General features: G+C 70.9%; 18 protein-coding genes. 6 read left to right on the top strand and 12 right to left on the bottom strand.

Going from position 1 to position 23,114, the window contains the following annotated elements:
- Positions 1 to 63: 63 nt before the first annotated feature.
- The 8 genes from LGI35_RS34835 to LGI35_RS34800 form a co-directional block, all read right to left on the bottom strand.
- Positions 64 to 1,422 carry a ThuA domain-containing protein gene (locus LGI35_RS34835; protein WP_227298253.1) on the bottom strand — a complete coding sequence of 453 codons (1,359 nt, stop codon included), beginning with the start codon at positions 1,420 to 1,422 and terminating at the stop codon, positions 64 to 66.
- A 15-nt stretch (positions 1,423 to 1,437) separates the two neighbouring features.
- Entirely contained in the window at positions 1,438 to 3,894 is a 2,457-nt protein-coding gene (locus LGI35_RS34830) for a PQQ-dependent sugar dehydrogenase (RefSeq protein ID WP_227298252.1), read from the bottom strand.
- Positions 3,895 to 4,109: 215 nt separating this feature from the next.
- Complete coding sequence (locus tag LGI35_RS34825) at positions 4,110 to 5,114, bottom strand: sugar phosphate isomerase/epimerase family protein (RefSeq protein ID WP_116507835.1); 1,005 nt, start codon at positions 5,112 to 5,114, stop codon at positions 4,110 to 4,112.
- A gap of 13 nt (positions 5,115 to 5,127) precedes the next feature.
- A complete protein-coding gene (locus LGI35_RS34820; RefSeq protein WP_227298251.1) occupies positions 5,128 to 6,330 on the bottom strand; it encodes a Gfo/Idh/MocA family protein in 1,203 nt (400 codons plus the stop codon).
- Positions 6,331 to 6,384: 54 nt separating this feature from the next.
- On the bottom strand, positions 6,385 to 7,428 hold the full coding sequence (locus LGI35_RS34815; protein ID WP_227298250.1) for a substrate-binding domain-containing protein: 1,044 nt from the start codon (positions 7,426 to 7,428) through the stop codon (positions 6,385 to 6,387).
- A gap of 20 nt (positions 7,429 to 7,448) precedes the next feature.
- Entirely contained in the window at positions 7,449 to 8,459 is a 1,011-nt protein-coding gene (locus tag LGI35_RS34810; RefSeq protein WP_227298249.1) for an ABC transporter permease, read from the bottom strand.
- An 86-nt stretch (positions 8,460 to 8,545) separates the two neighbouring features.
- Positions 8,546 to 10,081 (bottom strand): sugar ABC transporter ATP-binding protein, encoded by a 1,536-nt coding sequence (locus tag LGI35_RS34805; RefSeq protein ID WP_227298248.1) that lies wholly within the window; start codon positions 10,079 to 10,081, stop codon positions 8,546 to 8,548.
- A 98-nt stretch (positions 10,082 to 10,179) separates the two neighbouring features.
- On the bottom strand, positions 10,180 to 11,361 hold the full coding sequence (locus LGI35_RS34800; protein ID WP_227298247.1) for an ROK family transcriptional regulator: 1,182 nt from the start codon (positions 11,359 to 11,361) through the stop codon (positions 10,180 to 10,182).
- Between the two features lie 209 nt (positions 11,362 to 11,570).
- Here LGI35_RS34800 and LGI35_RS34795 point away from each other — a divergent pair, with 209 nt between their 5' ends.
- The gene (locus LGI35_RS34795) at positions 11,571 to 12,827 is read left to right on the top strand and encodes a low temperature requirement protein A (protein WP_227298246.1); all 1,257 of its coding nucleotides are present in this window, start codon (positions 11,571 to 11,573) and stop codon (positions 12,825 to 12,827) included.
- A 58-nt stretch (positions 12,828 to 12,885) separates the two neighbouring features.
- Here the strand turns inward: LGI35_RS34795 and LGI35_RS34790 are convergent, their stop codons facing one another.
- The 4 genes from LGI35_RS34790 to LGI35_RS34775 form a co-directional block, all read right to left on the bottom strand.
- Positions 12,886 to 13,563: a GntR family transcriptional regulator gene (locus LGI35_RS34790; RefSeq protein WP_227298245.1), complete on the bottom strand. Its 678-nt coding sequence runs from the start codon at positions 13,561 to 13,563 to the stop codon at positions 12,886 to 12,888.
- Positions 13,564 to 13,694: 131 nt separating this feature from the next.
- On the bottom strand, positions 13,695 to 14,642 hold the full coding sequence (locus LGI35_RS34785) for a beta-ketoacyl-ACP synthase III (RefSeq protein WP_227298244.1): 948 nt from the start codon (positions 14,640 to 14,642) through the stop codon (positions 13,695 to 13,697).
- 147 nt (positions 14,643 to 14,789) lie between these two features.
- On the bottom strand, positions 14,790 to 14,927 hold the full coding sequence (locus LGI35_RS34780) for an MFS transporter small subunit (protein WP_227298243.1): 138 nt from the start codon (positions 14,925 to 14,927) through the stop codon (positions 14,790 to 14,792).
- The gene (locus tag LGI35_RS34775) at positions 14,893 to 16,230 is read right to left on the bottom strand and encodes an OFA family MFS transporter (protein ID WP_227298242.1); all 1,338 of its coding nucleotides are present in this window, start codon (positions 16,228 to 16,230) and stop codon (positions 14,893 to 14,895) included. Before LGI35_RS34775 ends, LGI35_RS34780 begins: the two co-directional genes overlap by 35 nt.
- Before the next feature lie 191 nt (positions 16,231 to 16,421).
- On the opposite strand from LGI35_RS34775, the gene LGI35_RS34770 reads away from it, so the two are divergent.
- Genes LGI35_RS34770 through fdhD form a run of 5 tightly spaced genes read left to right on the top strand, consistent with a single transcriptional unit; the run spans position 16,422 to position 23,028 of the window.
- Positions 16,422 to 17,399, top strand: a complete 978-nt coding sequence (locus tag LGI35_RS34770; protein ID WP_227298241.1) for a 2-dehydropantoate 2-reductase — start codon at positions 16,422 to 16,424, stop codon at positions 17,397 to 17,399.
- Positions 17,396 to 19,336 (top strand): molybdopterin oxidoreductase family protein, encoded by a 1,941-nt coding sequence (locus tag LGI35_RS34765; protein ID WP_227298240.1) that lies wholly within the window; start codon positions 17,396 to 17,398, stop codon positions 19,334 to 19,336. The genes LGI35_RS34770 and LGI35_RS34765 overlap by 4 nt, the downstream gene beginning before the upstream one ends.
- A gap of 8 nt (positions 19,337 to 19,344) precedes the next feature.
- Positions 19,345 to 21,285: an NAD(P)H-dependent oxidoreductase subunit E gene (locus LGI35_RS34760; protein ID WP_227298239.1), complete on the top strand. Its 1,941-nt coding sequence runs from the start codon at positions 19,345 to 19,347 to the stop codon at positions 21,283 to 21,285.
- Complete coding sequence (locus tag LGI35_RS34755) at positions 21,282 to 22,142, top strand: 2Fe-2S iron-sulfur cluster-binding protein (RefSeq protein ID WP_227298238.1); 861 nt, start codon at positions 21,282 to 21,284, stop codon at positions 22,140 to 22,142. The genes LGI35_RS34760 and LGI35_RS34755 overlap by 4 nt, the downstream gene beginning before the upstream one ends.
- 7 nt (positions 22,143 to 22,149) lie before the next feature.
- Positions 22,150 to 23,028 (top strand): formate dehydrogenase accessory sulfurtransferase FdhD, encoded by an 879-nt coding sequence (fdhD, locus tag LGI35_RS34750; RefSeq protein WP_227298237.1) that lies wholly within the window; start codon positions 22,150 to 22,152, stop codon positions 23,026 to 23,028.
- Positions 23,029 to 23,114: the final 86 nt, after the last annotated feature.

Genomic DNA, 23,114 nt, shown 5'->3' with positions numbered 1-23,114 from the left:
CCGGAGTTGCGGTGGTGGTGCGGGACGACGGGCGGGGGTCCGGCGTCCCCCGCCCGCCGTCGTCTAGTGGCCGGACCCGGCGCCCGGCTTCGCGGGCAGGTCCTTGACCCGGATGTCACGGAAGGACACCTGGTCGTCGTTGCCGTGGTTCTGGATCCCGACGTACCCGTCGCGCAGGCTCCGGGCGGGGTCGGTGTTGGTGAAGTCGTTGACCTTCACGCCGTTGAGCCAGATCCGCAGGTGCTCGCCCTCGACCCGGATCTCGTACGTGTTCCACTCCCCCGGCGGGTTCAGCGCGCGGTCGCGCTTCTTCACGTCGGCCGACTGGAAGCTGTAGACGGACCCGGTGGTGCGGTCGGGTGCGTCGGTCGCGTCGATCTGGACCTCGTAGCCGTTGTTCACGGCCGACCAGGGGTCGTCGGACTCCGGGAAGCCCACGAAGACACCGGAGTTGTCGTCCCCGGCCATCTTCCAGTCGAGCTTCAGGGAGTACGAGCCGAGTGAGCGGCCCGCGTACCAGAGCATGCCCATGCCGCCGGACGAGGTGAGCGTGCCGTCGTCCGAGAGCTCGAAGGAGCCGGGTCCGGCCTGCTTCCAGTCCTTGAGCGACTCGGCGGTCCCGTCGAACAGGGACGTGTAGCCGCTCTCGGGCCGACAGTCGGCCTGCGCGGCGCCACTCGCCCAGCGGATCCCGCCGAGCAGGTGCTGCCGGAAGGCCGGGTCGGCGTACGACTCCTTGGTGTGGCCCGCGCCGGTGTAGAAGGAGCGGCCGCCCTGGTAGTTCTGGCACCAGGAGATGGGGTGGTCGCCCGCCATCGTGCCGCCGGTGTACGACGACTCGTCGAGCGAGGCGAGGACGTGGGCGTGTTCGCGCGGGTTGGAGCGGTAGTTGTACCACTCGTCCGTGCGGTTCCACGTCGGGGCGAGGTGGGCGGTGGCCGGGTTGCCCCGGTCCTCGACCTTGACCGTGGCGGGCTGGATCGCCGGGTGGTTCTGGAAGTAGGCGCCGGCGAGGCCGCCGTAGAACGGCCAGTCGTACTCGGTGTCGGCGGCCGCGTGGACGCCGACGTAGCCGCCGCCCTTCTTGATGTAGTGCTCGAAGGCGGTCTGCTGGTCGGGGCCGAGCACGTCACCGGTGGTGGAGAGGAAGACGACGGCGTCGTAGCGGCGCAGATTGGCGTCGGTGAAGGCGCCGGCGTCCTCGGTGGCGTCGACGGCGAAGCCGTTGGCCGCGCCCAGGTCCTTCACGGCGGCGATCCCCTCGGGGATCGAGTCGTGGCGGAAGCCCGCGGTCTTGGAGAAGACCAGGACCCGGCCCCCCGCCCCCGCGTCCCCCGGTGAGGAGGACGCGGGAGCGGAGGCACAGCCGATGAGCAGGGCGGCCGCGGAGGCCGCGAGGGCGATACGGGTGGAGGTGCGCACAGTCCTGCTCCTTCCTCAGCCGGTGGTGAAGGTGAAGTCGTCCACGTCGAAGAGGGCGTCGGTGCCCGAACCCTTGAAGACCAGGAAGAGCGTCGTGGTCTTGGCGGGTGCCTTGCTGATGGTGCCGGTGACGTCCTTGTACGTCTCCCAGGACCCGGTGGGTTCGACCTTGGCGCTGCCGAGGAGGCGTCCGGTGGCGGAGCCGCTGCGGATCTCCAGCGTGCCGCCGCTGCCGGCGGAGGCGACGCTCGCGCTGAACGACTTGACGTTGCTCAGGACGTACGGCTTGAAGGAGATCCAGTCACCGTTGTTGATGTCGCCGACCGTCTTGCCGCCCTCCGCCGGGGTGTGGGCGGTGATGCTGACGCCCTTGGAGTCGCCGTAGTGCTCGGCCTGGCGGTGCTTCTGCTGGGTGACGTTCTGGTCGTGGGTGGTCAGCGCGGGCTGGCCGTTGGCGCCCTGGTCGGTGTACTCGGCGTCGAAGACCCCGAAGATGTTGGCATTCGGGTCGTGCTCGCTGTCCGCGGAGGTCTTGATGGTGCCGGAGCAGCCGTTGGCCGAGGTGATCGGGTGGCCGTGGCTGTCGTGGCCGAGGATGTGCGTGACCTTGACCTTGGAGCAGTCGATCGTCCCGTCCTCGGGGTCGGTGACCGTCACCTTGAAGGGCACCTCGTCACCGAAGGTGAACAGCTGCCCGTCCGCGGGGAGCTCGAGTGTCACCTTGGGCGCGGTGTTGCCGACGACGAGGTGGGTGTCGGCACTGCCGGTGCGGCCCGTCGCGTCCTTGGCGGTGACGGTCGCGGTGTACGTGCCGTTCTTCTTGTACGTGTGGCTGGGCGCGGCGCCGGTGCCGGTGGTGCCGTCACCGAAGTTCCAGGAGTACGTCAGCGCGTCGCTGTCGGCGTCGGTCGCGGTCGAGGAGAAGCGGGCCTTCAGCGGGGCCTGGCCGGAGGTCTTGTCGACCTTGGCGTCGACGACGGGCGAGTGGCCGTCGGTGGCGTTCTCGATGCGGTAGAGGCCGGAGTTCTCGTCGCCGCCGAACCACGACAGGCCGTAGTCCAGGACGTACAGCGCGCCGTCCGGTCCGAAGGCCATGTCCATCACCTGCGTGCCGGTCCAGGGGAACGGGTTGATCGAGGTGACCTTGCCGTCCCCGTCCTGCTCGATCCGCTTGATCCACTGGCGGCCGAACTCACCGGCGAAGAAGTCACCGTCGTAGGCCTCGGGGAACTTCACGGGCGAGGTGTTCGCCGCGTCGTAGCGGTAGACCGGGCCGCCCATCGGGGACTCGGAGCCGGTGCCGAACTCGGGCACGGAGCCGCCGTCGTAGGGGATCCAGGCCGGCTGGGCGGGCGGCAGGTCGACGATGCCCGTGTTGTGGGGCGAGGTGTTCTTCGGCGCGGCACAGTCGAAGGCGGCGCCGGACGTCTTGGTGGCGAAGTCGTAGTCGATGTACGCGTCGTTGTCGCCGGTGCAGTACGGCCAGCCGAAGTTGCCGGCCTTGGTGATGCGGTTGAACTCGACCTGGCCGGCGGGGCCGCGCTTCGGGTCGGCGGTGCCGGCGTCGGGTCCGTAGTCACCGACGTAGACGATGCCGGTCGGCTTGTCGACGCTGATCCGGAACGGGTTGCGGAAGCCCATCGCGTAGATCTCGGGGCGGGTCTTGTCCGTGCCCGGGGCGAAGAGGTTGCCGTCGGGTATGGAGTACGTGGCGTCGTCGTTGACCTTGATGCGCAGGACCTTGCCGCGCAGGTCGTTGCTGTTGCCGGCCGAACGCCGCGCGTCGTAGGCCGGGTTGCGGGTGGGCTGCTCGTCGATCGGCGTGTAGCCGTCGGAGGAGAAGGGGTTGGAGTCGTCGCCCGTCGACAGGTAGAGGTTGCCGTCCTTGTCGAAGTCGATGTCTCCGCCGACGTGGCAGCAGATGCCGCGCGAGGTGGGGATCTCCAGGATCTTCTTCTCGCTGGCGTTGTCGAGCGTGCCGTCCGCGTTGAGCACGAAGCGCGAGAGCTGGTTGTAGCCGTCGAAGGGCTTGAAGTCCGCGGCCGTGCCGTCGTTCGGGGCGTCGCCCGCGGGGGTGTCGAGCGGCGGCGCGTAGTAGAGGTAGATGAAGTGGTTGTCGCTGAACTTCGGGTCCACGCCGACGCCTTGGAGGCCCTCTTCGTCGTGGGAGTAGACGTCGAGCTTGCCGGCGACCTTGGTGGTGCCGTTCTCGTCGGTCAGGCGCAGCACGCCGTCGCGCGAGGTGTGCAGGACCTTGCGGTCCGGCAGGACGGCGAGCGACATGGGCTCGCCGACCTCTTCGGCGCCCTTGGCGAGGGTGACCTGCTGGAAGTCCTCCGCGGCGGCGACCGCGGCGTCGGGGGCGGGCGCCGCGCCGGCGTGCGGGGCGCCGATCGCGAGTGAGGCTCCGGCGAGAAGTGAGCCGGTGAGGAGTGCGAGTGCCTTGCGGAATCTCGGGCGTTTCCTGTGCACGGAGTTCCTCCGGAAAAGGGCGTGCGTACGGACGGGGGCGTGTCGCGCATGCGCTCTGCGGGTGCGATCGGTACGCCGGGGTGCGCCGTCACCCCGGAACTGTGCATGTCCTGTACAACATTGGACCGTAGCCACGTTTGTCCGGGACGGAAAGCCCTTGCACAGCAAAGGAGTTGACTTTCTCCCCGCGCAGGACAAACGTGGCCGCCTTGCGGCTAGTCGGAGCCGCCGAAGGCCGCGTCGAAGGACGCCGTGGGCGGCTCGAAGTCGAAGGCCTTGAGGTGCTTGAGCGCCTCCGGGGCACCCTGGAGCCGGTCCATCCCGGCGTCCTCCCACTCGACCGAGACGGGCCCCTCGTAGTCGATGGAGCGCAGCATCCGGAAGACGTCCTCCCAGGGCACGTCGCCGTGGCCCGCGGAGACGAAGTCCCAGCCGCGGCGCGGGTCGCCCCAGGGCAGGTGCGAGCCGAGGCGGCCGTTGCGGCCGTCCAGGCGGCGCCGGGCCTCCTTGCAGTCGACGTGGTAGATCCGGTCACGGAAGTCCCACAGGAAGCCGACCGGGTCGAGGTCCTGCCACACGAAGTGGCTGGGGTCGAAGTTCAGGCCGAAGGCGGCCCGGTGGTCGACGGCGTCGAGGGCGCGCTGCGTGGTCCAGTAGTCGTACGCGATCTCCGACGGGTGGACCTCGTGCGCGAACAGGACACCGTTCTCGTCGAAGACGTCGAGGATGGGGTTCCAGCGGTCGGCGAAGTCCTGGTAGCCGCGCTCGATCATCGACTCGGGCGCGGGCGGGAACATGGCGACCAGGTGCCAGATGGACGAGCCGGTGAAGCCGATGACGGTGTCGACGCCGAAGGCCGCCGCGGCCCGTGCGGTGTCCTCCATCTCGGCCGCGGCCCGCCGTCGCACGCCCTCGGCCTCGCCGTCGCCCCAGATGCGGGCCGGCAGGATCGCCCGGTGGCGCTCGTCGATGATCGCGTCGCACACCGCCTGCCCCACCAGGTGGTTGGAGATCGCCCAGCACTTGAGGCCGTACTTGTCGAGCAGGGCGCGGCGCGAGTCGAGGTAGCCGGGGTCCGCGAGGGCCTTGTCGACCTCGAAGTGGTCGCCCCAGCAGGCGAGTTCGAGGCCGTCGTAGCCGAAGTCGCGGGCCAGCCTGCACACCTCTTCGAGCGGCAGGTCGGCCCACTGTCCGGTGAACAGGGTGAACTGGCGTGGCATGAGCCGTGCCTCCTCAGACCGGGATGGGGGTGTAGACGGAGTTCTTGAGCGCGCTCTCCTCCACGGCGGCGAGCACGCGCTGCACGCGCAGGCCCTCGGCGAAGGACGGTTCGGGCTGCCGGCCGGCGGCGATGGCATGGACCAGATCGCGGGCCTGGTGCACGAAGGTGTGCTCGTAGCCGAGGCCGTGGCCCGGCGGCCACCAGGCCTCCAGGTAGGGGTGACCGGGCTCGGTGACGAGGATGCGGCGGAAGCCGGCGCTGACCCCGGGTTCGGTGTGGTCGTGGAACGAGAGCTCGTTGAGACGTTCCAGGTCGAAGGCCAACGATCCCTTCTCGCCGTTGAGTTCGATGCGCAGGGCGTTCTTGCGGCCGGAGGCGAAGCGGGTCGCCTCGAAGGAGCCGAGCGCCCCGGAGGCGAAGCGGGCCGTGAAGAGCGCCGCGTCGTCCACGGTCACGGGGCCGCGCCCGGTCCCGCCGCCGCCCGCCGCGAGCCCGGCCGACGCCCCCTCCAGGATCGGCCGTTCCCGTACGAACGTCTCGGTGAGCGCGGAGACCCCGACGAGGGACTCCCCCGCCAGGTACTGCGCGAGGTCGACGGCGTGCGCGCCCAGGTCGCCGAGGGCACCCGAGCCCGCGTACTCCTTCTTCAGCCGCCAGGTGAGCGGGAAGTCGGGGTCGACGAGCCAGTCCTGGAGGTAGGAGACGCGGACGTGGCGCAGGGCACCGAGGCGGCCCTCCTCGACCATGCGGCGGGCGAGCGCGGTGGCGGGGACGCGCCGGTAGTTGAAGCCGGTCATCGCCAACTGACCCCGTGCAGCGGCTCGTTCGGCGGCCTCGACCATCGCCTCGGCCTCGTCCACCGTGTTGGCGAGCGGCTTCTCGCACAGCACGTGCTTGCCCGCCTCCAGGGCCGCGACGGCGATCTCCGCATGGCTGTCGCCCGGGGTGCAGATGTCGACGACGTCGACGTCGTCCCGGGCGATCAGCGCCCGCCAGTCCGTCTCGGCCGCGGCCCAGCCGAGCCGGTCGGCCGCGGCTCGGACGGCCTGCCCGTCCCTGCCGCAGACGGCCGCGAGGACCGGTCGCAGCGGCAGATCGAAGACGCGGCCCACGGTGCGCCAGCCCTGGGAGTGGGCGGCACCCATGAAGGCGTAGCCGACCATGCCGACACCCAGGGGGCGCGGTCCGGCCCCGGGCTCCTCAGTCGTGCCCATGCAGTAGTCCTCCTCGTCGACGCCGGTCCCGCGAGATGCGCTGTGGGGCATCCATCACTTGAAGCCGGTCGGCATGTACTGGGCGACGTTGTCCTTGTCGACGACCGCCGAGAAGAGCGTCACGTGGGCCGGGATCTCGAACTCGGCCATGCCGCTGACGCCCTTGTTCTGGCCGAGGGCGCGCGCGAGGTCGATCGCGGAGGCGGCCATGGTCGGCGGGTAGAGGACGGTCGCCTTGAGCACGCTGTTGCCGGCCTCGATGGCCTGCATGGCGGAGAGCGCTCCGGCGCCGCCGACCATCAGGAAGTCGTCGCGGCCTGCCTGCTTGATGGCGCGCAGGGCGCCGACGCCCTGGTCGTCGTCGTGGTTCCACACGGCGTCGAAGTTCTTCTGCGCCTGGAGGAGCTGCGACATCTTCGCCTGGCCCGACTCGACGGTGAACTCGGCGGCCTGGCGGGCGACCTTCTTGATGTTCGGGAAGTTCTTCAGGGCGTCGTCGAAGCCCTGGGTGCGCTGCTTGGTCAGCTCCAGGTTGTCGAGGCCCGCGAGCTCGACGACCTTGGCGTTCTTCTTGTCCTTGAGCTGCTCGCCGATGTAGTTGCCGGCGCTCAGGCCCATGCCGTAGTTGTCGCCGCCGATCCAGCAGCGGTACGCCTGCGGGGTGTTGAAGATCCGGTCGAGGTTGACGACGGGGATCCCGGCGCGCATCGCCTTCAGGCCGACCTGGGTGAGGGCCTTGCCGTCGGCCGGCAGGATCACCAGGACGTCGACCTTCTTGTTGATGAGCGTCTCGACCTGCCCGATCTGCGCGGCGGTGTCGTTCGAGCCCTCCGTCGCCTCCAGGGTGACGTCGGAGTACTTCTTGGCGCGTTCCGTGGCGTTGTCGTTGATCGCGTTCAGCCAGCCGTGGTCGGCCTGCGGTCCCGCGAACCCGATGGTGACGTGCTTGCCCGGCTTGTCGTCCGCGGCGGGCTTGTCGTTCGCCGCGGGCTTCGCGTCCTTGGGCTCGTTGCTCGTGCAGGCGGTCAGCAGTCCGCCCGTGGTGACGGCGGCTGCCGCCCCGAAGAGCAGTCCTCTGCGGCTCGTGGTCTCTGGCATGTCGGTGGGCCCTTCCCGAGTCAAGAAGTGGTGGTGGAGGTACGTCGCTGGACCAGGACCGCGGCGACGATGATCGCCCCCTTGGCGATCTCCTGGACGTCGCTCTGCAGATTGTTGAGCGCGAAGATGTTGGTGATCGTGGTGAAGATCAGTACGCCGAGCACGGAGCCGGTGATGGTGCCCCGGCCGCCGGTCAGCAGGGTGCCGCCGATGATCGCGGCGGCGATGGCGTCGAGTTCGTAGAGGTTGCCGTTGGTGTTCTGTCCGGAGCCGGCGAGGACGATCAGGAGGAAGGCCGCGATGCCGCAGCACAGGCCCGACAGGAGGTAGAGGTAGAGGCGCTGGCGGCGTACGTCGATGCCGGCGAGCCGCGCGGCCTCGGCGTTGCCGCCGACGGCGACGGAGCGGCGGCCGAACGTCGTACGGTTCAGGACCAGCCAGCCGACGACCGTGACGGCGGCGAAGACGAGGACGAGCGGCGGGATGCCGAGGATGTAGGCGTCGCGCTCGCCGAGCTTGAGGACGCTTTCCACGGACACGGTCTGCGTCTTGCCGTCGGTGATCTGGAGGGCGAGACCGCGGCCCGAGGCGAGCATCGCGAGGGTGGCGATGAAGGGGACCATGCCGCCGTACGCGATCAGCAGCCCGTTGACCAGCCCGCAGGCGACGCCCACGACGACGGCGGTGAACAGGATTCCGGCGAAGCCGTAGTCCTGCGTCGCGACGGTGGTCGCCCAGACGCTCGCGAGGGCGACGATCGCGCCGACCGACAGGTCGATGCCGCCGGAGATGATCACGAAGGTCATGCCGACGGTGACGACACCGATGACGGACGCCTGGGTGAGGATCAGCTGGACGTTGTTCGTGTCGAGGAACGAGTCGGGCTGGGTGATGCCGCCGATCAGGATCAGCGCGGCGAGCACGCCCACCAGGGAGAGGGTCCGCATGTCCGGGCGGAACCCTTTCGGGCGGGGGCCGGCGGGCGTGGTCTTCGAGGTGGCGGGCCGGGCGGGGGATGCGGGCTGGGTCATGGTGCCGGGCTCCCTTCGGGTGCGGGTTGTCTGTGGGTGAGCGCGCCCACGTGGCGGAGCCGCGCCTGCGGCGGCCCCGCGCCCCTTCAGGGGCGCTCCTGATCAGGCGTCTCGTGGGCTCCGGCGAGGACCAGGTCGAGCACCCGGTGTTCGTCGAGTTCCGTCGCCGGCGACTCGTGGACCACCGCGCCCTCCCTCAGCACCAGGACCCGGTCCGCGAGGCCGAGGACCTCGGGTACCTCGCTGGAGACCATGAGGACCGCGAGGCCGTCGTCGGCGAGGCGGCGGATGACGGCGTAGAGCTCGGCGCGGGCGCCGACGTCCACGCCCCGGGTCGGCTCGTCGAGAAGCAGGACACGGCAGCCGCGCAGGAGCCAGCGGGCGAGGACGGCCTTTTGCTGGTTGCCCCCGGACAGGGTGCGCACCGGCACGGACGGGTTGTCGGGGCGCAGGGACAGCTCGCGGGTCGCGGCCCGCGCGGCGTCGAGTTCCTTGCCGCGGTCCAGCCAACCCCCGTAGGAGAAGCGGGACATGGAGGAGACGGAGACGTTGCGGGTGACGGACTCCAGCATGAGGAGGGCTTGCGCCTTGCGTTCCTCGGGGGCGAGGCCGAGCCCGGCGCGGACGGCGGCACGTACGCTGCCGGGCCGCAACACCTGTCCGTCGACGACGACTTGTCCGGTACTGGCCTTGCGCGCGCCGTAGATCGTCTCCAGGATCTCGGAGCGCCCCGAGCCGACGAGACCCGCGAGGCCGACGATCTCGCCGGGGCGAAGTTCCAGGTCGAGCGGCGCGAACTCCCCATGCCGGGAGAGGTTCCTGACCGTGAGGACGGGTTCGGTGAGCAGGGGTCCCGTGGGGCGCTCGGGGAACACGTACTCGACGTTCCGGCCGGTCATGAGGGCGACCACGTCCCGGGTCGGCGTCTCCTTGGCCGGCAGTCCGCCCGCGACCGCCCGGCCGTCCTTGAGGACGGTGACGCGGTCGCCGATCCGGCGGATCTCCTCCAGGCGGTGCGAGATGTAGACGACGGCGACGCCGTCGGCGGTGAGGGAGTCGACGATGCGGAAGAGGTTGTCGACCTCGTCCGGGTCGAGGGCCGCCGAGGGTTCGTCCATGACGATGAGACGGACGTCGTGGGAGAGCGCGCGAGCCATGGAAACGATCTGCTGCTGGGCCGCCGAGAGGTCGCCGACGAGTGTCCCCGGATCGATCTCACCGTGCCCAAGTCGCTTCAGCAGTGCGGCAGTGGTGGTACGGGCATCGCGTCCGCGGACCACGAAGCCGGCGGTGGTCGGCTCGTGTCCGAGGTAGACGTTCTCGGCGACGGACAGCCCCTCCACCAGGTCGAGTTCCTGGTAGATGGTGGCGATGCCGAGGCGCATCGCGGCGATGGGCGACTTGAGCACCGTGCGCTCGCCGCGCCAGGTGATCGCGCCGTCGTCGGGCTGGTGGGCGCCGGCGAGGACCTTGATGAGGGTGGACTTCCCCGCGCCGTTCTGGCCGAGGAGGCAGTGCACCTCACCGGCCAGGACCTCCAGGTCCACGCCGTCGAGGGCGCGGACGCCGGGGAACGACTTGGTGATGCCGGACATGGTGAGCAGGGGTGGTTCCGGTGGCATGAGTGATCCCCTCGGCGGATGCGGGCCGGTGCCAGGGCAGGGCGGAGCTGAACGCCGTACTGGTGTGGTGATCGCGTGCGGTGTCGTGCCGGGCGGTGTTACGCCGGTGAGAACAGGTGGTCGCTGATCAGGCGGGCCGCGCCGATGACTCCGGCGGTGGGGCCGAGCTCGCCCAGGACGATGGGGAGATTGCCGGTCGCCAGGGGCAGCGACTGGCGGTAGACCTGGGTGCGCAGGGCGGCGAGCAGTGTGTGGCCGAGGCCGGTCACGCCACCCCCGATCACCACGAGGCCCGGATTGAAGAAGCTGACGAGTGAGGCGATGACCTGCCCGGTGCGGTTGCCGCCCTCGCGGATGAGATCGAGTGCGGTGGCGTCACCGGCAGCCGCCGCGACGGCCACGTCGGCCGCGCTGAGTTTCCCGGCCCCTTCGAGCAGGGCCGCGAGTTCGCCGGAACGGCCCTCGCGGGCGGCCTCCTCGGCGTCGCGGGCGAGTGCCGCGCCGCTGAAGTAGGCCTCCAGGCAGCCCTTGTTGCCGCAGGCGCACTGGCGTCCGTCGGGCTCGACCTGGATGTGGCCGATGTCGCCGGCGCTGCCCGTCGTACCGCGGTAGACCTCTCCGCCGACGACGATGCCGCAGCCGATGCCCGTGCCGATCTTGACGCAGAGGAAGTCGCGCGCGGAGCGGGCGACGCCCGCGTGCTGCTCCCCCATCGCCATCAGGTTCACGTCGTTGTCGACCATGACCGGGCAGCCGAGTTCCTGGCTGAGGGCCTCGCGGACGGGGAACCCGTCCCAGCCCGGCATGATCGGCGGCGCGACCGGCACGCCCTCGGGGAACCGGACGGGTCCGGGGACGCCGATCCCGGCTCCGTCGAACCCCTCGGCGAGCCCGGAGGCCCTCAACTTGGCCGCCATCGCGAGCACTTGCTCGAAGACGGCGACCGGTCCCTCGCGGACGTCCAGGGGCTGGTTGATGTGCCCGAGGACTTCCAGTTCGGCGTTGGTGACGGCGACGTCGACCGAGGTCGCGCCGATGTCGACGCCGAGGAAACGCAGTTCGGGGGCGAGCCGGATGTTGTGGGAGCGGCGCCCGCCGCGCGAGGCGGCGAGTCCGTCGGCCACGACGAGGCCCGTCTCCAGGAGCCGGTCCACCTCGACGGCCAGCTTCGACCGCGAGAGGTCGATCTGATCGCCCAGCTGGGCACGGGAGTTGGGTCCGCCGTCGCGCAGCAGACGCAACAGGCGCGCCTGGTGCGCGTTCGCGGGTCGAGCCGTCATGCGTCTCACGTGCCCCTCACCGCCTCACCGGGCCGCCTGTCGTCCCGTCTTCGGGCTTTCGAGGGGAACGTAGCAGTGCTTGCCGGGAGTGGGAAGAAGTTGCGCAGCAATTACCCATGACTTTCTCCAGTGACAGGACAAAGAGTCCGGAGGGAGGTTCCGCGTACCCTGTCGCTCGCGCAACTGATGGACGTCACAAGGGGGTTGGAATGACGGAGAGCACGCGGGCGCCGGCGGGGCGGGGAGAGGAACGGCCCGCCGCGCGGGAAACGGAGCAGCCCGCCGCGGAACTGCGGGTCAGCACGCTGGAGCTCTTCTTCGACCTCGTCTTCGTCTTCACCCTGACGCAGATCACCGTGCTGCTGGCGCACGACCTGTCCTTCGCCACGGCGGGGCGGGTCGTCCTCATCTTCGTCGTGCTGTTCTGGATGTACGGCGCCTACGCCTACCTCACCAACCAGGTGCCGCCCGACCGGCCCTCACGCCGGCTGCTGCTCATCGTCGGGATGGGCGCGTTCCTCGTGTGCGCGCTCGCCATCCCGCGCGCCTTCACCGACGGCGGCGTGGTCTTCGGCCTCGGTTTCCTGCTCGTCGTCGTGGTGCACAGCGCGCTGTACACGCGCAGCCACGGCCGTGACGTGATCTGGTACGCGGTGCCGAACGCGCTGGCCGCGCTCGCCGTGACGACGGGCGGGTTCTTCCACGGGCTCGCCGCCGACGCGTGGTGGGTCCTCGCGATCGTGCTCCAGATCGTGACGCCGTTCCTCGCCCAGATCGGCCCCCGCGGCCGGGGCGGGCGCACGACGGACGACCTCAGGGGTCAGCTCGGCGGACTGGAGCCGGGGCACTTCGTGGAGCGCCACGGCCTGCTCCTGATCATCGCGTTCGGCGAGTCCGTCATCGCGATCGGCATCGGCATCGGCGACCAGCCGCTGACGGTGGGCCTGTTCGGGGGCGCGTTCCTGGCGCTGGCGGTCGCGGTCGCGCTGTGGTGGACGTATTTCGTACGGGACGAGGGCGCGGCCGAGGAGACGTTCCGGGCGACGTCGCCGGCGCGCCGGTTCCGCCTCGCGATGAACGCGTACTACTACGCCTTCCTGCCGATGCTGCTCGGCGTCGCGTTCCTCGCGGCGGGCGTGAAGAAGTCGCTCGGGCACCTCGGTGACCATCTGCACACCGGGCCCGCGCTCGCGCTCGCGGGCGGTGTCGCGCTGTTCCTGGCCGGCGATGTCGCGTTCAGGGCCGCGATGCGGCTCTCCCCCCTGGCCCTCAGGGCGGCGGCCGTGCCGGTGGTGCTCGGCGCGGCGCTGCTCGGGACGCACGTGGCCGCCGTGGCGGAACTCGTCGCGCTCGTCGTGATCCTCGTGGCGATGCTGGCCGCGGAGGCGCGGGCCTGTCGGGGCGTTCCTTCGGGCGACGGGTCGTCTGCGGCTGGTCGCGCCCACGCGGCGGAGCCGCACATGTAGCGGTCCCGCGCCCCCTTCAGGGGCGCGCCCCGACCGTGATCCGTGGGCGGGCGCGGCCCTACGACCGGTCGCGCCGGTGGTACGTCTCGCGGGTGTGCTCGGTGTGGGCCCGCATGACCGCCGTCGCGCGTGCCTCGTCCCGCTGCGCGATCGCCGCGATCAGCTCGCGGTGCTCGATCCAGGACTGCTTGCCGCGCTGGCGGGCCACCGGCTGGTAGTACCAGCGCACGCGGCGGTCGACCTGTCCGGCGAGCTCGCCCAGGACGACGTTCCCCGCGAGTTCCATGACCTTGGCGTGGAAGGCCGCGTTCGTGGCGACGACGAGTTCGACGTCGCCGTCGGCGACGGCCTGCTCGCCTCTGGCGCACAGCTCTTCGAGCGCGGTGATCCCGGGCTTGCCGGCGTTCGCTGCGGCAAGGCGGGCCGCCTCGGCCTCCAGGAGCGTACGGACCGTGAGGAGCTGGTCCGCCTCGTCCTCGGTCGGCTCGTGCACGAAGGCGCCCTGCGCGGGACGGAGATCGACCCAGCCCTCCGTGTTCAGCCGCTGGAGCGCCTCGCGCACGGGCTGCCTCGACACCCCGAGGTGCCCGGCGAGTTCGCTCTCGACCAGGTGCTGGCCGGGCTGAAGTGCGCGCGTCGTGATCAGTTCGAGCAGCGCCTCGTAGACCCGCTCGCGCAGCGGTCCGGGGCGCTCGAGCTTGGGCACCGCCCCCTGCGGCAGTCCTGTGGACAACATCGCGGTCCCCCTCCTGTGCAACGGAGAAGCCAGTATGAATTGGCTTTCGTCTACAGTCTACCGAGCACAATGGCCAGTAGGGGCGGGAGTTGGGCTCGTCACACCCGTGAACGCCGCGAAATCACGCCTGCTCAAGGGCAGTGGACGACCTGGCCCGCGTACGACAGGTTGCCGCCGAATCCGAAGAGCAGCACCGGCTGGCCGCTGCGGATCTCGCCGCGCTCGACGAGCTTGGAGAAGGCGAGCGGGATGCTGGCGGCGGATGTGTTGCCCGAGTCGACGACGTCACGCGCGACGACGGCGTTCACCGCGCCGATCTTCCCGGCGAGCGGCTCGATGATCCGCAGGTTCGCCTGGTGCAGGACGACCGCGGCCAGATCCGCGGGCGTGTACCCGGCCCGCTCGCACGCCGCGCGGGCCAGCGGCGGCAGCTGCTGTGTCGCCCAGCGGTAGACGCTCTGGCCCTCCTGCGCGAAGCGCGCGGGCTCGCCCTCGATGCGCACGGCGTTGCCCATCTCGGGCACGGAACCCCACAGGACGGGCCCGATGCCCGGCTCGTCGCCGGGCGGGCAGGCCTCGACCACGACGGCGCCCGCGCCGTCGCCGACGAGGACGCAGGTGGTGCGGTCCGTCCAGTCGGTGACGGCGGACATCTTGTCGGCGCCGATCACCAGGGCGCGCGTCGCGGCGCCCGCCCGTACCGCGTGGTCGGCGGTGGCGAGCGCGTGCGTGAAGCCGGCGCACACCACATTGACGTCGAGCGCGGCGGGCGAGGGCACCCCGATGCGGTGCGCGACGCGTGCGGCCATGTTCGGCGAGCGGTCGACGGCGGTGGAGGTGGCGACCACGACGAGGTCGATGTCGCTCGCCGTCAGTCCCGCCGCCGCGAGGGCCTTCGCCGCGGCGTGCGCGGCCAGCTCGTCGACCGGCTCGTCGGGACCCGCGATGTGACGCGTGCGGATGCCCACGCGGCTGCGGATCCACGCGTCGTCGGTGTCCACCATGGCCGCCAGGTCCTCGTTGGTGAGGACCCTGGCGGGCTGGTAGTGGCCTACGGCGGTGATGCGCGAACCGGTCATGGGTGGAGTCCCCTCGGTGTTCGAGATGCGGATCCACCAGTCTGGTGAGCGACTCACCGGTACGAGGGCACGTAAAGCGACAGGATTGGGGTGCCCTGGTTGGAGGGTGCCCCACATCACCCTGCGGCGTCCGGGCTCCGCCCCGGTCTACCCCGTGAAGAGCTGCCTCGCCTTCTGCACGAGTTCGTACAGGCCGTACACGAGCGGCACCCCGACCCACAGCCAGGCGCACAGGGTGAGCGCGCGGCGGCTAGGCGGACTGCCGGCGCTCTGCGGCTGCGTCATCGGTGGCCTCCCTCGGGGCGGGGATGTGGTGGCGGGCGTGGACGGGACGGATCAGCTCGTTGGCGACGAATCCGACGACGAGCAGCCCGATCATGATCGTGAAGGACAGGCCGTAGAGGTCCTGGCCGTGCTTGCCGGCCTCTTCCTGGCTGTCGGCGACCCGGTTGACGATCAGCGGGCCGAGTACTCCGGCGGTGGACCACGCGGTGAGCAGCCGGCCGTGGATCGCGCCGACCTGGTAGGTGCCGAAGAGATCCTTGAGGTACGCGGGGACGGTGGCGAAGCCGCCGCCGTAGAAGGAGAGGATCACCAGCGCGCAGCCGATGAACAGGGGCTTGGAGGAGTCGCCGAAGCGGGCGATCAGCAGGTACATGACGGCACCCACGCCCAGGTAGAGGCGGTAGACGTTCTTGCGGCCGACCAGGTCGGAGGCGGAGGACCAGCCGATGCGGCCCGCCATGTTCGCCGCCGACAGGAGCGCGACGAAGCCGGCGGCCGCGGAGACGCTGACGGGGGTGCCGCTGTCCTTGAAGAAGTCCGTGATCATCGGGGCGGCCTTCTCCAGGATGCCGATGCCCGCTGTCACGTTCATGCAGAGCACGAGCCACAGGCACCAGAACTGGGGGGTGCGCACGGCGCCGCGGGCCGAGACCTGCACCCCTTCGAGCGGCGCGGGCGCCCCTGGCCTGGGTGCCCCCTCGGTACGGGGCACCCGCACGAGCAGCACCCCGAGCGACATGAACACGGCGTACGCGAGTCCGTGCACGAGGAAGGCGAGGGCGATGCCCGAGGAGTCGGCGCCGAAGGACTCCAGCATCTGCGCGGACCACGGCGAGGCGATCAGCGCGCCGCCGCCGAAGCCCATGATCGCGATGCCGGTGGCCATGCCGGGCCGGTCGGGGAACCACTTGATCAGGGTCGACACGGGCGAGATGTAGCCGATGCCGAGGCCGATCCCGCCGACGAAGCCGTAGCCGAAGACGATCAGCCAGAACTGGCCGGTGGCGGCGCCGAGGGCGGAGAGCAGGAAGCCGGAGGAGAAGCAGATGAGGGCGACGGTCATCGCCCAGCGCGGACCGTTGCGCTCGACGAGCGTGCCGCCGAAGGCCGCGGAGAGGCCGAGCATCACGATGCCGAGCTGGAAGGGGAGGGCGCTCTCGGTGCCGCTGAGGTGCATGGCGGACTCGAGCGGGGGCTTGAAGACGCTCCAGGCATAGGCCTGGCCGATGGAGAGATGGACGGACAGAGCGGCGGGCGGAACGAGCCAGCGGCTCCAGCCGGTTGGCGCGACGGGGGGCCTCATGATCCCGAACGTTAGGGAGCCGTACGGGAGTTGGGAAGAGCATGCACCGGAATCCGTACACGGTATGCGATGCGCCACCTCTTGTCGGCCCATCTTCCATACTGTAGACAATATTCCATCGACAGTCCGACGGTCCTCCGCACTCTCCTCCCGTGAGAGCAGGAGCCCTCGACCGAACGGAGCTCGCCATCGTGAAAGTCGCAGTCCTCGGCGCCGGTGCGATCGGCGCCTACGTCGGAGCCGCGCTGCACCGCGCCGGCGCCGACGTGCATCTCGTAGCCCGTGGACCGCACCTCGCGGCCATGAGGCAGCACGGCGTCCAAGTACGCAGCCCCCGCGGTGACTTCACCGCCCGCGTCCACGCGACCGACGACCCCTCGGGGATCGGCCCGGTCGACTATGTCTTCCTCGGCCTCAAGGCCAACTCGTACGCGGCGTGCGGGCCGCTCATCGAGCCACTGCTGCACAGCTCGACGGCCGTGATCGCGGCCCAGAACGGCATCCCCTGGTGGTACTTCCACCGGCACGGCGGCCCGCACGACGGGCAGCGCGTCGAGAGCGTGGACCCGGGCGGCGCGGTCAGTGCGGTGCTCGCGCCCGAGCGGGCCATCGGCTGTGTCGTCTACGCGGCGACGGAGCTCGAGGGCCCCGGCGTCGTACGCCACCTCGAAGGAACCAGGTTCTCCATCGGGGAGCCCGACCGCTCGGTGTCGGACCGCTGCCTCGCGTTCAGTCGGGCGATGCAGGCCGGGGGCCTCAAGTGCCCGGTCGAGCCCGAGCTGCGCGGTGACATCTGGATCAAGCTGCTCGGCAACATCTCGTTCAACCCCATCAGTGCGCTGTCCCGGGCGACCATGCGGCAGATGTGCCTGCACGGCGGCACGCGCCGGGTCATCGAGATCATGATGACCGAGACGCTCGCCGTCGCCGGGGCGCTGGGCTGCCGGCCGGACATCTCCGTCGAGCGGCGCCTGGCCGGGGCCGAGCGCGTCGGCGACCACCGCACCTCGACACTCCAGGACCTGGAGCGCGGCAAACCGCTCGAACTCGACGTGCTGCTCGCGGCCGTCGTGGAACTGGCGGAGATCACCGGCGTCCCGGTCCCGACGCTCCGCACCGTCCACGCCATCTCGGATCTGCTCGCCGACCGCATGAGGAGCGCGGCATGAAGAAGCGGGACCGCACCCCGAAGACGTACACCCGCCTCACCCATCCCCTCGTCCGGGACGCACGCGACGAGCCGTTCCGCCGTGCCACCTGGGACGAGGCGCTCGCCAGGGCGGCTGACGGGTTCCGGCGCACCAGGGAGGCGCACGGCCCGGACGCGTTCGCGATGCTGTCCTGCGCGCGCGCCACGAACGAGATGAACTACGTGGCGCAGAAGTTCACCCGCGTCGTGATGGGCACCAACAACGTCGACTCGTGCAACCGCACCTGTCACGCACCGAGCGTCGCGGGCCTGTCCGCGGCGTTCGGCTCGGGCGGCGGCACCTCCTCGTACGAGGAGGTCGAGCACACCGACCTCGTCGTGATGTGGGGCTCCAACGCCCGCTTCGCGCACCCGATCTTCTTCCAGCACGTCCTGAAGGGGATCAGGAACGGGGCGCGGATGTACGCCGTCGATCCGCGCCGCACGTCGACCGCCGAGTGGGCGGAGAGCTGGCTCGGCCTGAACGTCGGCACGGACATCCCGCTCGCCCACGCCGTGGGGCGCGAGATCATCCACGCGGGCCTGCACAACAAGGCGTTCATCGAGCGGGCCACGACCGGCTTCGACGAGTACGCCGAGCTGGTCGAGCCCTGGACCCTCTCCCTCGCCGAGAAGGTCACGGGCGTCCCCGCCGCCGCCATCCGCGACCTCGCGCACGCCTACGCCACCGCCGAGCGCGCCCAGCTGTGCTGGACCCTCGGCATCACGGAGCACCACAACGGCACGGACAACGTACGGGCGTTGATCAATCTGTCGTTGCTCACCGGGCACGTCGGCCGCTACGGCTCCGGCGTCCAGCCCCTGCGCGGGCAGAACAACGTCCAGGGCGGCGGCGACATGGGCGCCATCCCCAACCGCCTGCCCGGCTTCCAGGACATCCTCGACGCCGCGCACCGCGTCAAGTTCGAGCGGGCGTGGGGCGCGGCCATCCAGCCGCGGTACGGGATGACGCTCACGGACATGTTCGAGGCGATGGAGCACGGTGAGCTGCGCGCCGTGTACTGCATCGGCGAGAACCCCGCGCAGTCCGAGGCCGACAGCGAGCAGGCGATACGCCGTCTCGCGGCCCTCGATCACCTGGTCGTGCAGGACATCTTCCTGACGAAGACGGCCGAGATGGCCGACGTCGTACTGCCCGCGACCGCCGCGTGGGCGGAGACGGACGGCACGACGACCAACAGCGAACGCCGGGTCCAGCGCGTGCGTGCCGCGCTCACCCCGCCCGGCGAGGCCCGCGAGGACATCGACATCATCTGCGAGGTCGCCGCGCGGCTCGGCCACGACTGGAAGTTCGCCGACTCCGAGGCCGTGTGGAACGAGCTGCGTGCCCTGTCGCCGGACCACTTCGGCATGACGTACGACCGTCTGGAGGAGCATCAGGGCCTTCAGTGGCCGTGCCCCGACCTGGAGGTCCTGCCGTCGAGCTTCCTGCACGGGAGGCTGTGGGAGTCGGACCCGGCGCTGCGCGGTCCCGCGGCGCCCTTCGGGCTCGTCGCGCACGACCCGCCGGTGGACCTGACGGACGAGTCGTTCCCGATCCGCCTGACGACGGGCCGCCGCCTCGACTCGTACAACACCGGTGTGCAGAGCGGGGGTTACGCCTCTCCGCTGCGGCGCGGCGAGTACATCGAGCTGTGCCCGGAGGACGCGGAGCGGTACGGCGTCGTGGTGGGCGAGGAGGTGCGGGTGTCGTCGCGGCGCGGCGTCGTGGTGGCGCCCGTGTGGGTCGACCCGGCGCTGCGGCCCGGCCTCGCCTTCATGACCATGCACTTTCCCGACGAGGTGGACACCAACCAGCTGACGATCGAGGCGAACTGCCCGATCGCGGGGACCGCGGAGTTCAAGGCCTCGGCGATCCGCATCGAGAAACTGCCGGTCGCGGCCGTGAGGAGCTGAGGCAGGACATGGATCTGCACTTCGGTGACAGCAAGCCCACCGACGAGGAACGCGAGGCGGTGGACGCGCTGCTCGGGCCGCCCGGGTCGGCGTGGGAAACGGCCTTCGGTGACGCGGCGGTCCGTTCGGACGCCGATCTGCGCTGGGCACGCGGCGGCCGTGCGGCGCGGGAGCGGCGGGACCTGCTGTTGCCGGGGCTGCACGCGGTCAACGACCGGGTCGGCTGGATCAGCGAGGGCGCCCTCGACTACCTGTGCCGGCGGCTGACGGTGCCGCCGGCGGAGGCGTACGGGGTGGCGACGTTCTACTCGATGTTCTCGGTGAAACCACGCCCGGCGACCGTATTGCACGTGTGCACGGACGTGGCGTGCGCGGCGAAGGGATCGGCGGAGCTGTGCGCGGGGGTGGAGGGGCGCCTCGGGCCGGGGAGCGGGGTGTCCGTGGAGCGGAGCCCGTGCCTCGGGTTGTGCGAACGGGCGCCCGCGGCACTGGTGGTGCGGGCGGGGGCCGCTTCGGGTCCGGATGCGGCGGCGGGTGGGGGTTCGGGTGCGGCGGTCGGTGGGGGTTCGGGTGCGGCGGTCGGTGCGGGTCATGGATCCGTGGCCGAGAAGCCGTACGCGACCGCCGTCATAGCCCCCGCCACCCCCGAGGCCGCCGTCCTCGCCGCCTCCGCCCCCGAGGCCGCCGAGCCCGAACCGGCCGCCTCCCTCGCCGTCCCGCAGGCCGGGCAGCCCGGCCTCACCCTGCTGCGCCGCATCGGCGTCGTGGACCCCGCCTCGCTCGACGACTACCGGTCCCACGGCGGATACACCGCCCTGCGCCGGGCGTTCGAGCTCGGGCCCGCCGGGGTCATCCGTGAGGTGACCGACGCGGGCCTCGTCGGGCGCGGCGGGGCGGCCTTCCCCACCGGTGTGAAGTGGAAGGCCACCGCCTCGCAGCCCGACCATCCGCACCATCTGGTGTGCAACGCCGACGAGTCCGAGCCCGGCACCTTCAAGGACCGGGTCCTGATGGAAGGGGACCCGTACTCCCTCATCGAGGCCATGACGATCGCCGGGTACGCGGTCGGCGCTCACAAGGGGTACCTGTATCTGCGGGGTGAATATCCGCGCGCGCTGCAGCTGTTGGGCAACGCGATCGAGCAGGCACGCGCCCGCGGGCTGCTCGGTGACGACGTGCTCGGTCAGGGCTACGCCTTCGACATCGAGATCCGGCGGGGCGCGGGCGCGTACATCTGCGGCGAGGAGACCGCGCTCTTCAACTCCATCGAGGGCTATCGCGGCGAGCCCCGCTCCAAACCTCCCTTCCCCGTGGAGAAGGGCCTGTTCGGGAAGCCGACGGCCGAGAACAACGTCGAGACGCTCGTGAACGTGCTGCCGATCCTGACCATGGGCGCCGAGGCGTACGCGGCGATCGGCACGGAGAAGTCGACCGGACCGAAGCTGTTCTGCGTGTCCGGGAGCGTCGAGCGGCCCGGTATCTACGAGCTGCCGTTCGGCGCGACGCTCGGCGAACTGCTCGGCCTGGCGGGGAAGCCGGAGAATCTGCGGGCCGTGCTGCTCGGCGGCGCCGCGGGTGGTTTCGTGCGCGCCGACGAGATGGACATCCCGCTCACGTTCGAGGGGACGCGCGCGGCCGGCACGACGCTCGGCTCGGGTGTCGTCCTCGCCATCGACGACACCGTGCCGTTGCCGCGCATCCTGCTGCGCATCGCCGAGTTCTTCCGGGACGAGTCGTGCGGGCAGTGTGTGCCGTGCCGGGTGGGCACGGTGCGGCAGGAGGAGGCGCTGCACCGGATCGCCGAACGGACGGGCGCGGCGGCCGCCGGTGACATCGCGCTGCTCAGGGAGGTGGGGCGGGCCATGCGGGACGCCTCGATCTGCGGTCTGGGGCAGACCGCGTGGAACGCCGTGGAATCCGCCATCGACCGCCTGGGGGCGTACGAATGACCGCCATACCGCTGGGAGTGCCGCGCCGCCTCGTCGAGTTCACGCTGGACGGGCAGGAGGCGCGGGTGCCCGAGGGGGCGACGATCCTGGACGCCTGCCGGGCCGCGGGCAAGGACATCCCGACGCTGTGCCAGGGCGACACCCTCACCCCGAAGAACGCGTGCCGGGTCTGCGTCGTCGAGGTCGAGGGCGCCCGCACCCTCGCCCCGGCCTGCTCGCGCAAGGCCGAGGCGGGGATGGAGGTGCGCACGGACACGGAGCGGGCCCGGCACAGCCGCAAGGTCGTCCTCGAACTGCTCGCCTCGTCGGTGAACCTGTCGACGACGCCGCGCGCCGCCGAGTGGATCAAGGAGTACGAGGCGAAGCCCGACCGGTTCGGACCGGACGCGGCGCGGGTGGACGAGGAGCCCCGCGTCGACAACGACCTCTACGTCCGGGACTACGACAAGTGCATCCTCTGCTACAAGTGCGTCGACGCGTGCGGTGACCAGTGGCAGAACACGTTCGCCATCTCGGTCGTGGGGCGCGGCTTCGACGCGAGGATCGCCGTGGAGCACGACGCGCCGCTGACGGACTCGGCGTGCGTGTACTGCGGCAACTGCGTCGAGGTGTGCCCGACGGGCGCGCTGTCCTTCAAGTCGGAGTTCGACATGCGGGCGGCGGGGACCTGGAACGAGGCGGAGCAGACGGAGACGACGACGGTGTGCGCGTACTGCGGAGTGGGCTGCAACCTCACGCTCCATGTGCAGGACAACGAGATCGTCAAGGTCACCTCGCCGCACGACAACCCGGTGACCCACGGCAACCTCTGCATCAAGGGCCGCTTCGGCTATCAGCACGTACAGAACCGGGACTGATCGACACATGGGACGAGTCACGGAACGACGCAAGGTGCTCCGCATCCGGGACGAGCAGGTCTCCAGCAGGCCCGACACGCTCGTCGCCGAGGAGCCCCTGGAGATCCGGCTCAACGGCAAGCCCCTCGCCATCACGATGCGCACCCCGGGCGACGACTTCGCGCTCGCGGCGGGGTTCCTGGTCAGCGAGGGTGTCCTCGGCGCGACGGAGGAACTCCAGAGCATCGTGTACTGCGCGGGGGCGACGATGGGGGTCCCCCCAGGCCCTTCAGGCTCCGGGGGAGGATCCAACACCTACAACGTCGTCGACGTGCGCACCGCTCCCGGTGTGGTGATCCCCGACATCACGCTCGAACGCAACGTGTACACGACCTCGTCGTGCGGCCTGTGCGGGAAGGCGAGCCTGGACGCGGTCCGTACGACGACGCGGTTCGCGATCGACGACACTCCCCCGGTCCGGATCGAGCCCTCGCTCCTGGCGAGCCTCCCCGACCGGCTGCGCGAGGCCCAGCGGGTCTTCGACCGGACCGGGGGTCTGCACGCCGCGGCGCTGTTCTCGGAGGCCGGGGAACTGCTCGACATCCGTGAGGACGTGGGCCGGCACAACGCGGTGGACAAGCTCGTCGGGCGCGCCCTGCAGAACGGCGGCCTTCCGCTGTCGCGGGCGATCCTGCTCGTCTCGGGCCGCGCCTCCTTCGAGCTCGCGCAGAAGGCGGTGATGGCGGGCATCCCGGTCCTCGCGGCCGTGTCCGCGCCGTCGTCGCTCGCGGTCGACCTGGCCGCCGAGACCGGCCTCACGCTGGTCGGCTTCCTGCGCGGGCCCAACATGAACGTGTACGCGGGAGAACACCGCATCGCCCTGCGGGCCGCGGCCGCCCAGGGCTGACCGGTTTCCCCGCGGCACGGCGACGGGGCCCGGATCCGGCGGGGAGCGCCCCCTGCGCCGGCCGGGCCCCACGCGCCGCCGCACCG

The sequence above is a fragment of the Streptomyces longhuiensis genome (assembly GCF_020616555.1).
In the GTDB taxonomy this organism is placed as follows: domain Bacteria; phylum Actinomycetota; class Actinomycetes; order Streptomycetales; family Streptomycetaceae; genus Streptomyces; species Streptomyces longhuiensis.
Note: the sequence above shows the minus strand (reverse complement) of the source record. Positions and strands in the feature narration are given on the sequence as shown.